At 74.5% G+C, this 10,296-nt stretch carries 8 protein-coding genes and 1 pseudogene; 5 read left to right on the top strand and 4 right to left on the bottom strand.

Annotated elements, in window-relative coordinates; all coding sequences use genetic code 11:
* The 3 genes and pseudogenes from HYE82_RS28540 to HYE82_RS28530 form a co-directional block, all read right to left on the bottom strand.
* A partial coding sequence (locus HYE82_RS28540) for a hypothetical protein (RefSeq protein WP_179177056.1) occupies positions 1 to 734 on the bottom strand: 734 nt, incomplete at its 3' end.
* On the bottom strand, positions 731 to 2,326 hold the full coding sequence (locus tag HYE82_RS28535; protein WP_179177055.1) for a serine/threonine-protein kinase: 1,596 nt from the start codon (positions 2,324 to 2,326) through the stop codon (positions 731 to 733). The genes HYE82_RS28540 and HYE82_RS28535, both read right to left, overlap by 4 nt.
* A 207-nt stretch (positions 2,327 to 2,533) precedes the next feature.
* Positions 2,534 to 2,985, bottom strand: a pseudogene (locus HYE82_RS28530) (iron chaperone).
* Positions 2,986 to 3,229: 244 nt separating this feature from the next.
* On the opposite strand from HYE82_RS28530, the gene HYE82_RS28525 reads away from it, so the two are divergent.
* From HYE82_RS28525 to HYE82_RS28510, 4 genes are all read left to right on the top strand, one after another.
* Positions 3,230 to 4,414: a four-carbon acid sugar kinase family protein gene (locus HYE82_RS28525; RefSeq protein ID WP_179177054.1), complete on the top strand. Its 1,185-nt coding sequence runs from the start codon at positions 3,230 to 3,232 to the stop codon at positions 4,412 to 4,414.
* Positions 4,415 to 4,586: 172 nt separating this feature from the next.
* On the top strand, positions 4,587 to 5,762 hold the full coding sequence (locus tag HYE82_RS28520) for a TNT domain-containing protein (protein WP_179177053.1): 1,176 nt from the start codon (positions 4,587 to 4,589) through the stop codon (positions 5,760 to 5,762).
* Between the two features lie 28 nt (positions 5,763 to 5,790).
* Positions 5,791 to 6,261, top strand: coding sequence for a hypothetical protein (locus tag HYE82_RS38525; protein ID WP_256987835.1), 471 nt, complete (start codon positions 5,791 to 5,793; stop codon positions 6,259 to 6,261).
* A 9-nt stretch (positions 6,262 to 6,270) separates the two neighbouring features.
* Entirely contained in the window at positions 6,271 to 7,206 is a 936-nt protein-coding gene (locus HYE82_RS28510; protein ID WP_179177052.1) for a Rieske (2Fe-2S) protein, read from the top strand.
* Positions 7,207 to 8,000: 794 nt separating this feature from the next.
* Here HYE82_RS28510 and HYE82_RS28505 read toward each other — a convergent pair.
* A complete protein-coding gene (locus tag HYE82_RS28505; protein ID WP_179177051.1) occupies positions 8,001 to 8,222 on the bottom strand; it encodes a hypothetical protein in 222 nt (73 codons plus the stop codon).
* Between the two features lie 188 nt (positions 8,223 to 8,410).
* On the opposite strand from HYE82_RS28505, the gene HYE82_RS28500 reads away from it, so the two are divergent.
* The coding region (locus tag HYE82_RS28500; protein WP_179177050.1) for a SpoIIE family protein phosphatase at positions 8,411 to 10,296 on the top strand (1,886 nt) is incomplete at its 3' end.

The raw sequence follows: 10,296 nt of genomic DNA, 5'->3' as shown, positions 1-10,296 counted from the left end.
GGGGAGGGGGAGGGCCGCCGTGCGCACAGCATTGCACTGTTTTCGGCCACGCAACAGGGGGGTTGGCCGGAAAGAGTGGGTTGGGCGGGTGCGCGGCACACACCCGTGAGGCCGAGGCTTCGACCGGTGCGCCGGCGCCTGCTCCCACCGCCGCTACGGCGTGCAGTGGTAGGTGAACTCCACGGCATCCGCCGGGTCGGCTCCAGCAGCTCCAGCCGGGCTCCGGCCGGGTAGTCACCCGCGCCCCGGAAGGTCCACAGCAGGTGGAGCCCGGCCTCCTCCTGGCCCCGCGCCACCCGCTCCGTCATCCGCTCGGAGCGGGTGCCGTCGCTGCGGATCCACCGGTATTCCAGCGTCCCGGGGCGGCCGTTCGTCCGTACGACGGCCACCACATCGGCGGTCGCCCCGCAGGCCGGTCCGGCCGGGTCGGTGGTCACGGCCACGTCCCGCACCGCGACACCGGGACCGTATTGCTGCCAGCACAAGTACCCGAGGACGGCGGCCAGTACCGCCCCCGCGAGCGCGTACCGGCGCAGGCCGCCGCCGCGCCGGCGAGCGGGCGCGGGCTGCGGCACCACCGGGAAAGGTGCCACCGCCGCCGCGGTCACCCCGGGCCCGAAGCGCAGCACGGACCCGTCGACCCGGTCGGGCGCGACATCCGGCCGCGCCGCGGGGGGCCCGCCGACCCAGTGGCTGCCGAGGACGGTGGCGCTGTACTCGTCGTTGTCGCTCATCGGATCTCGCACCGCCTGATCAGGAACTGCTGGACTGCTGCCCCGCTGCCCGCCGCGGGTGTCGTCGTGGCCCGCACGCCCCAGTAGCAGCCTGCACCCCGGAACGTGAGGGTCCTGGCGCTCGCCGCCGTGGAGGAGGGGAACGTCATGGATCCCTCGGACGCGCCGAGCGTGCCCCGTGCATCGCTGCTGAACCACTCCAGCCGGACGGTCGCCGGGCCGGAGGAGTCCACGGACAGCGTCACCTGTGCCGCCGTGAAGTCGGTTTGCCGGAACGAGGTCACGTTCACCGCCCGCACCTTCACCGCCGGGGAGGGGGTGGGGGACGGGAGCGGCGTGGCCGGAGGCGTCGGCTGCGGGCCGGTCGGTGCCGGGCCGGCCGAGGATCCGGGGCCCGGGGACGCGGACGCTGACGCGGACGCCGAGGAGGACGGGGACGCGGACGCCGAGGCCGACGCACCGGGCGACGCCGAGGCCGGTGCGGACGCCGAACCGGACGGCGATCCCGACGGGACCGGTCCGCCCGTCGGCGGAGCCGCACTGGTCGTCGCGAACGAGCTCGACGCCGCCGCCCCGACCGGCCGGTCCGTGGCCGCCGCCTGGGTGACGAGCGCCAGCAGGCCGAGCACCAGAGCCACGCCCGCGCCCAGCCATCCGCGCCGCCCGGGAGCCCACAGCGAGGTCGTGGCGAACGCCGTGGTGGTCGCCGGCGCGCCGCCCGCCGACGGGAACAGCAGCGGCAGCAGCGCGGCCAGAGCCGCCAGCTTCCGCTGGCCGCGCTCCTCCCAGTCCGGGCCGTACGCGCCGCAGGCCACGGCCTCCAGCTCGGCCACGAACGCCTCGGCGTCCTCCGGCCGTTCCTCCGGCCGCTTCGCCAGGCCCCGCCGGATCAGCGGGCGCACCGGCTCGGGCGCCTCGGACTCGGGGACAGGCGACTCGATGTGCTGGAGCGCCAGCTCGGCGAAGTTCTGGCCGGGATACGGCTTGCGCCCGGTCAGGCACTCGAAGAACGTCGCGGTCGCCGCGTACACATCGGCCGCCGGCGAGGCGGGCCTGCCCTGCCACTGCTCCGGTGCCATGTACGCGGGCGTCCCGGCCATGCCCGGCGTGGCGCCGTGGTCCGTGGCGATGCCGAAGTCCACCAGCTTGGACGAGCCGTCGGCCGCGACCAGGACGTTCTCCGGCTTGTAGTCGCGGTGGACGACACCTTCCCGGTGCGCGGCCGCCAGACCCAGCAGGGAGCCCTTGAGCACCACCAGGGCTGCCTCGGGGCCGGTGCCGGACTGCCCGGACTGCTTGAGCAGCTCGCGCAGGGCCACGCCGTCGACGAGTTCCATCACGATGGCCGCGCCGTCGGGCGCCTCCACGTACTCGTACAGCCCTACGACGTACGGCGAGCGCAGGCCGCCGAGCAGCCGGGCCTCCGCCCGGAAACCCCGGACGAACGCCGGATCACTGCGCAGCCGGTCGCTGAGGTACTTCACCGCGACGGGAGTCCCGGTCTCGTCGTGCACCGCCAGCACCACCCGGCCGCCGGCGCCCGAGCCGAGCTCTCTGGTCTCCGTATAGCCGGGGACCACCCACGCCTTCATCTTCCCGCCCCCTTGCCGTGGGTCCCCACCTCCTGCAACCCGGGCGAACGGCCACGGATCTGCGATGTGGGTGTCATTGACTGATCACCGCCGTGCGGTGCTGCCGCACACGGTGTCGCGCAGAGCCGGGAACGGTGCCCGGCCTGCAGCGGGGTCATGATAGGGGAGCCGGTGACGGCCACTGCGGAGGGCCTCCGCCCAGCGGCGTCAGCTCACCGCCCGCTGCACGAGCGCGGCTATCCGGGCCTCCACCTCGGGCGTCACCTCGGTCAGGGCGAAGCCGGCCGCCCACATCGGGCCGTCGTCCAGCTTCGCCAGGTCGCTGAACCCGAGCGTCGCGTAGCGCGCCTTGAACTTCTCCGCGCTCTGGAAGAAGCAGACGACCTTGCCGTCCCGCGCGTAGGCGGGCATCCCGTACCAAAGCTTGGACGCGAGGGCGGGGGCATTGGCCGTGATGACGGCATGCACGCGCTCGGCCATGAGGCGGTCCGAGTCCTGCATCTCGGCGATCTTCGCGAGGACGTCGCGCTCCGCCTGCGCCGCCTTGTCCGCGCGCGAGCTGCGGCCCGCGGCCTTCTTCAGCTCCTGCGCGTGGTCCTCATCGCGGCCCGCTCCTCGGCCGTGAATCCCTCGTACGCGGCGCTGCCGGTGCCGTTCATGACGCGTCCCCCTGGGGTGTGCCGGATCTTGGTGAGACCGTAACCGAGACCACTGACAACGGGCCGGGCGCGAGGCCGGCACATGACCCGCTCGTCCCTCGTGGAAGGGCTGCCGCCGCTGCCGCCGGCGGGATGCGAGGAGGAACGGATTGTCGGGCACCACCCGGCCGCGCAGTATTGATTCTCGTCACGCCATCGCGGATGCGCTCCGCGGCGACAGCGGGCAGACGGAGGGGAACCGGAAATGACAGTCGACGGCGGCCGAGCGCCGCGCATCGCCGTGCTGGCGGACGACCTCACCAGCGCCGGCGACGGGGCCGCGCCCTTCCGCCGGACCGGCCACGACGCCCGGATCCTCTTCCGCCTCCCGGAGGCGGCGGCCGGACGGACCCGGGGGGTGACGGCGGTCGATCTCGGCACGCGCGTCACCGGCGAGGAGACCGCCGCGGCACGCACGCGGCGGGCGGCGCGCCTGTTCGCGGACGCCGCCGTGCTGCTGAAGACGGTGGACTCCACCCTCCGGGGGCATGTCGCGGCGGAGATACGGGCCGCCCGCTCCGGATCCGGGCGCCGGGCCGTGATCGTCGCCCCCGCGTTTCCCGCCGAGGGCAGGGTGACCGTGGACGGGGTCCAGTACGTGCGGGGCATCCCGGTCCACGAGAGCGAGTTCGCCCGCGACCCCGCACACCCGGTGCGGTGCTCGGATCTCGGGCAACTGCTCCCGGACGCCGTCCCGGTCGGCCCGGACGGGGCCGCCGAACTGCCCCGGCTGATCGGCGCGGGCGCGGTGGTGGCGTACTCGGCGCGGCAGGACGCCGATCTCGACCTGCTCATCGCAAGCGTTCCCCGCCTCGACGAGGTGCTGTGGGTCGGCTCGCCCGGACTCGCGGCCGCTCTCGCACGGCACTGCACACGGGCCGCGGCTGCGCCGCCCACGCCCGCGCCCGCCCCGGCTCGGAGGCCGCTGATCGTCGTCGGCAGCGCCAACCCCGCCACCCGTCGGCAGCTGGCGCTGCTGCGCGACCGGGTGGACGTACATGCCGTCACCGCCACCGACGACCCGGCGGCGGCGGTCGCCGACCTGAACCGCATGACGGCCCCCGTCCTCACCCTGCACACGCCGGACGAACGCCGGTCGCGCGACACCGCGCGGGCCCTCGGCCGCTCCATGGCCGAGGCCGTGCGCAGGCTCATCGAGGAGGCGCGGGTCGACGCGCTCGTGCTCACCGGGGGAGAGACCGCCGCGGAGGTTCTCGACGCCCTCGGCGCCGTCGGCATCACCCTGGCCGACGAACCCGAACCCGGCGTCGCGCGCGGAACCCTGCTCGGCCGGCCCGCGCTCCCCGTACTGATCAAGGCGGGTGGTTTCGGCGACGACGCCACCCTCGTACGCCTGTGCCACCTCGTCCGGCAGCGGAGCAGTGACTGACGGCGCGCCAGGCCGTACCGGGCACCGGTCAGGACAGCGGGACGCCGGTGGACCGTCAGGTCTGCGCATGCCCGCCGTTCGGCCCCGTTCCGATTGCAGGGCCTCCGTAGATCTTCTGTGATGAGTCGGGGCGCTTCTGACGTCCCGTGGACTCGATCTTGCGGAGGTTTCAGTGGCATTCCCCCGTTGGTGCGCGAGCCTGGCCACGACGGCAGGGCTCACCGGTTCCGTTCTGCTCGGCGCTCTCCCCTCCACCGCCATGGAGGCACAGGCGTCCACGGTCGACGGATCCCCGATCTGGACAGCCTCGGTCCCGCCGCCGGCACCCGGCCGGGCGAGCGGCGACGAGGACGAGAAACGGGACGAGGGCAGGAAGCACAAAAAGGACGGGGAGCAGGAGAAGGGGAAGGGCAAGGGGAAGCAGGAGGGCAAGACAAAGCAGGAGGGGAAGGGAAAGCAGGAGGGCAAGGGGAAGCAGGAGGGGAAGACAAAGCAGGAGGGGAAGACAAAGCAGGAGGGGAAGACAAAGCAGGAGGGGAAGGGAAAGCAAGAGGGCAAGGGGAAGCAGGAGGGGAAGGGAAAGCAGGAGGGGAAGGGAAAGCAGGAGGGGAAGGCGGAGGCGTCTCGTCCCGGTTCGCAGGTGAAGGCCGGCTCGGACACCGAGAAGGGATCCGAAGCGAAGGCCGGCTCGGAGGCCAAGGCCGGGTCCGCCACCACGACCACGTCCGATGCCGAGAAGGCACGCTGCCTCGGGCTTGTGCCGTCGCCGTACCCCTACGCGCACACCGAGTTCAAGTGCAACGACTGGCGGTTCGGCCCGGCCAAGCTGCCGACGACCGGGGTGCTCGGCTCCATCCTCAAGGGCTACGAGCGGTTCGGTGAGCTCACCCCGGGGGAGTTCCTCAACAAGTGGTGGAACCCGGCCGCGGACTCCGGGCTGGGCGCCTACAGGTACCCGAACAGCGACGGCTTCGCGAGGGACGCCAACGGGCAGATCATCGCCACGGAGGTCACCCTCGAGCCCGGACGGATGCTCGACCGCTTCGGGGCCGAGTTCGGGAGCTTCCTCGCGCCGGCCGGCACCAAGTACGGCGAACGCTCCATCCCTCCGTCCAACCTCAACACCCAGGATCCCCGCTGGCCGTTCGACTACCACCTCTACCGGGTGAAGCAGCCGATCCTGGTCTGCGCCGGCCCCACCCTCCCGTGGTTCGAGCAGCCCGGCGAAGGCGTGCAGTACGTCACGACCGTATCGCCCGCGCCAGGCGACTCGTACTGCCCGAACGTCCGGACGGGCACACGGATCAGCACCCTCGTGGCGAACGGCGCCCTGGAACGGGCGAACTGACACCGAGCAACGAAGGGAGGACCGGGGCATGGACCGCCACCGGCTGTGTGGGGCACTGCGCGAGGCCCGGGTCCCGCCCGGCCTGTACGAGCTGCCCGACTGCCCCGGTCCCCCCGGCCTCCCCAGGGCGGAGGACCGCCTCTACCTGGAGGAACGGTCAGGTGAGTGGGTGGTGGGCGTCATGGAGCGGGGCGTGCGCACGGTGCTGGAGCGGTTCCCCGACGAGGACCGGGCCTGCCGCAGCCTCTACGCCAGGTTGACCGCGGCGGGCCTCCCACCCGTGCCGCCCACCCCCGAGGAGGCCGCGACGCTGCTGCACGACGCCGACGGCATCCAGCGCCGCGCTCGCGAGCAACTCGCGCAGGCCCTCCGCACCACCCACCGACCGCCGGAACCGGAATCGGAACCCGAACCGGAACCCGAACCGGAACCGGGTCAGGGCCCGTCTCCAGGCGGCGCACCGGGCGGCGGCACACATGGCGGATGCGCCCCGGGGTAGGCGCGGGCCATGGACACAGACCGCCTGCACCACGCGGCAAGGGCCTCCGGCCCCGGGCCGCTGCTCACGGCCGTGGAACACCTGGAGCAGACACCGTACGCCGACCCCCTGATCCGCCTGCTCCGCCGGGCCGTACGGTCGGTGCCGCTCGGGCCCGTGCGCGACCTGCTCCACGGCCGCCCGCTGGGCCATCCCGCGCACCCCCTGCTCGTCCAGATCCCGATCGGGACCTGGCTCTCGGCGGCCCTGCTCGACCTGATGCCGGGCCGGCGCGGCGCCGCACACATCCTGGTCGGCGCCGGTCTGGCCGCCGCGGCGCCCGCAGCGGTGGCCGGCTGGGTGGACTGGGCCGAGCTCCCGCCCGAGCAAGCCCGCACCGGCCTCGTCCACGCCCTCGGCAACACGGCCGGGGTCGTGCTCTACGCGAGTTCCTTCGCGGCCCGTACACAGGGCCGTGTCCTGCGCGGCAAGGCACTCGGCATGGCAGGGCTCGCCACGGTGGGCGCGGCGGGGGCGCTGGGCGGCCACCTGGCCTACCGTCAGGCCGCCGGCGCCAACCACGCCGAGCACGTCTCCCACCTGGTGCGGGACGGATGGCACCACCTCGGAGCGGTCACCGCGTTCCCCGTGGGCCGGGCCGTGGCCGCCCGCGTGGACGGAGTGGACGTACTCGTCGTGCGCGGGAGCGGCGGCACCGTCCACGCCCTGGCCGGCCGCTGCGCCCACATGGCCGGGCCGCTGGCGGAGGGGAAGATCGCGGACGGCTGCGTACGGTGCCCCTGGCACGGCAGCGTCTTCCGCCTCTCGGACGGATGGAACGTCGAAGGCCCCGCCACCGCGCCCCAGCCCGCCTTCGACACGCGCATCGTGGACGGGCACGTGGAAGCCAGGCTCCAGCACTTCCACCAGCCCAAGTGTCATCCGGACAGCAGCCCGGACGCCTGACGGCGCGCCTCCGCCAGCCAGGCGGCACGCCGCTCCGTCGAGGAGCCGGAGACGGTCCGGAGACGGTCCGGATCACGGTCCGGCGTACGTCCGTCACGCCCACGTACGGCAGGACACACGCGGCCCACACCCGCTCCAGCGGGTCACCGAACTCGGTCTCCTCCCGCTCCCCGGGAGTGTCCGAGGGGTGGAGCACGAGCGCACGCCCCGCGCGCAGCAGTCCCGAGGGCTCGCCGTCGGCGCGCCCCGGCTCGTACGCCACTCCGGGCACCAGCACCCGCTGCACCCGGCCCGTCAGCACCGCCGGCGGCCCTCGCCGGTACGGGAGCCCCACCGCGGCTCCCCCGGGGCCGCCGCCCCACCGGAACGCTACCGGGACCGACCACAGGACCGGACCCGACGGGGGCCGCCCCGCGTCCCGGTTTGGCTCTGTCGCTGAAGGGCAGGCGCAGCACGAACCGAGCGGCGCCCGGCGCCTGTGCGCCGCGCGCCGCGGGCACGGGCCGCGAGCCCACCGCCTGGGCAGGAACGGAAGGAAAGGTCCGATGGACGACATGGATCAAGGAGGCGCCGGAGGCGCACCCCTCGACGACGAAAGCCCGCAAAACCGGCGCAGGCGCCCGACGGTCCACGGGGGCGGCAAGCAGCCGGCGGGTCGTGAGGCGTCCGCCGGCGATTTCGCAGCCGCATCGGGCAAGGACGGTGAGGCCGCCGACGCGCTCAGTCCGAGCCCGCGGGCGCAACGGGATTCCGCGCCCGGAAGGCAGGGAAAGCAGGAGGACGCCGGCCCGCCCTCACGGCGGTGACTCCGCCCAGCCCTCCGGGCCGACGCCGCGCCATTCGGCCACGTCCGGGTCGCCGAGGTCGAGGGCCTCGGGAGCCGTGACGCCGGCTTGGCGGAGGAGTTCGATGACGTCGCTGGGGCGGTCTGCGGTGCCCAGGACGACGCCGTCGTAGCGGACCCGGCGCCGCCCGTGCTCGTCGGGCGGGTGGAGGATGAGCTGTGCAGGCGTCATGGCCCCACCCTCGCCGCTCGGCGCCCGGCCCGCAGCTCCTCGTGTCCCCCGGGAGCCTGCCCGGGGCAAGGTTTGCGCGCGGGGCCCGCGGTCAGGCGCCTCGGCAAGGGCGCTCCCGCAGCCTCGTGCGGAAGGACCCACCCGGCACCGGCGCCACCGGTGGGTGCCGGGAGGAACGGAGGTGGGCCGTGACCGCCCGCGGTGAGAGCTACCGCGCCCGCGCGGGCCCGGTCGGCCTTCCGGCGCTGGACGAGGCGCTGGACGAGGCGCTGACCGATGCGGTCCGGCGTACGGGCGCGTTCGCCGGCGGCCTGTTCCTCCGGGACGGGGAAGGGGCGCTGCGGCAACTGGGGCTGGCCGTTGTGTACGGGGTGCCGGAGGAGGTGACCCGCCCCTGGCACCGGATCTCCGCGACGGCCCCGACACCCGTCGCCGAGGCGGTGCGCGAGGACCGGCTGGTGTGGGTCGGCTCCCACGAGGACCTGGCCCGCGACTACCCCCGGGCCGCCGTCAGCCTGCCCTACCGGTCCGCCCTGGCCGCGGCGCCACTGCCGGGCCGCACGGCGCCCACGGGGGCGCTGCTGCTGCTCTGGCCCGCCAGCCACCCCCGCATCGCCGGCCGTCGCGAGCAGCACCACATCACTGCGGCCGCCCGCCGTATCGCCCGGGTACTGGACGCCGCCGGGCCCCCGCCGCAGGTGCCCGAGCGGCCCCGCTTCATCCCGCCCGCCCCGCCGGGCGGCGGCCGCGCAGCGCAGGCAGCACAGGCAGCGCAGGCCGCCGCCGACTGGATCGAACGCCTGCCCGAAGGCGCTCTGGCCCTGGACCTGGAGGGCCGGATCTCCTTCCTGGACGGCACCGCCGCCGCCCTGCTCGGCCGCAGCCCCGGGCAGCTGCTCGGCACCCGGCCCTGGCAGTCCCTGCCGTGGCTCGACATCCCGCTGGTCGAGGACCGCTACCGGAACGCCGTCATGAGCCGCGATCCGGTGGAGTTCACCGCCCTGCACCCGCCGGACCACTGGCTGCACTTCCAGCTCTATCCGGATGCCGGGGGCATCAGCGTCCGCATCACCCCCACCGGCCGCCCGGCGACCGGCGGGCAGCCCGGCCCGCCCCGCACGGAGGCGGCCGCGGCCCCCCTGCAGACGGGCCGGATCTACCAGCTCCTCCACCTCGCAGCCGCCCTGACGGAAACCGTCGCCGTCCGCGACGTCGTCGACCTGGTCGCCGACCAGGTCCTGCCCGCGTTCGGCGCCGACGCCCTGGTCCTGGCCGCCGCCGAAGCCGGCCGTCTGAAGATCACCGGGCACCACGGCTACGATGCGGCCACCATCGATCGTCTCGACGGCCTGCCCCTGGACACCGAGCTGACGCCGGCCGGGCAGGTGATGGCCAGCGGCGTCCCCGCGTTCTACGACAACGCCCGGGAGATCGCCCGCCAGTACCCCGGCGCGCCTCCCATCAGCGGCAAACAGGCCTGGGCCTTCCTTCCGCTGACGATCTCAGGACGCCCCGTCGGCTGCTGCATCCTCTCCTACGGGCGCCCCCACACCTTCACCGCCGACGAGCGTGCCGTCCTCACCTCCCTCGCCGGCCTGATCGCCCAGGCCCTGGACCGGGCCCGCCTCCACGACGCCGCCCGCGACCTCGCCCGCGGCCTCCAGCAGACGCTCCTCCCGCGCTCCCTGCCCGTCGTGCCCGGCCTCGAGATCGCCGCCCGCTACCTGCCCTCCGGCCACGGCATGGACATAGGCGGCGACTTCTACGACGTCATCCCCCTGGACACCACCACCGTCGCGGCCGTCATCGGCGACGTCCAGGGCCACAACGTCGCCGCCGCCGCGCTGATGGGGCAGGTCCGCACCGCTATCCGGGCCGCCGCCGGAGCCCCGCCCGGCGAGGTCCTCACCCGTACCGGCCGCCTCCTGGCGGATCTGGACACCGACCTGCTCGTCTCCTGCCTCTACGTCCACATCGACCTTCCGCACCGGCTGGCGATCCTGGCCGGAGCCGGCCACCCGCCGCCGCTCGTACACCGCCCGGGCACCCGCCCCCACCTCGTGGACCTCGACCC

The sequence above is a fragment of the Streptomyces sp. BR123 genome (genome assembly GCF_013401435.1).
Taxonomy (GTDB): domain Bacteria; phylum Actinomycetota; class Actinomycetes; order Streptomycetales; family Streptomycetaceae; genus Streptomyces.
The sequence above is the reverse complement of the archived record's forward strand: the minus strand, read 5'-3'. Positions and strand labels throughout refer to the sequence as shown.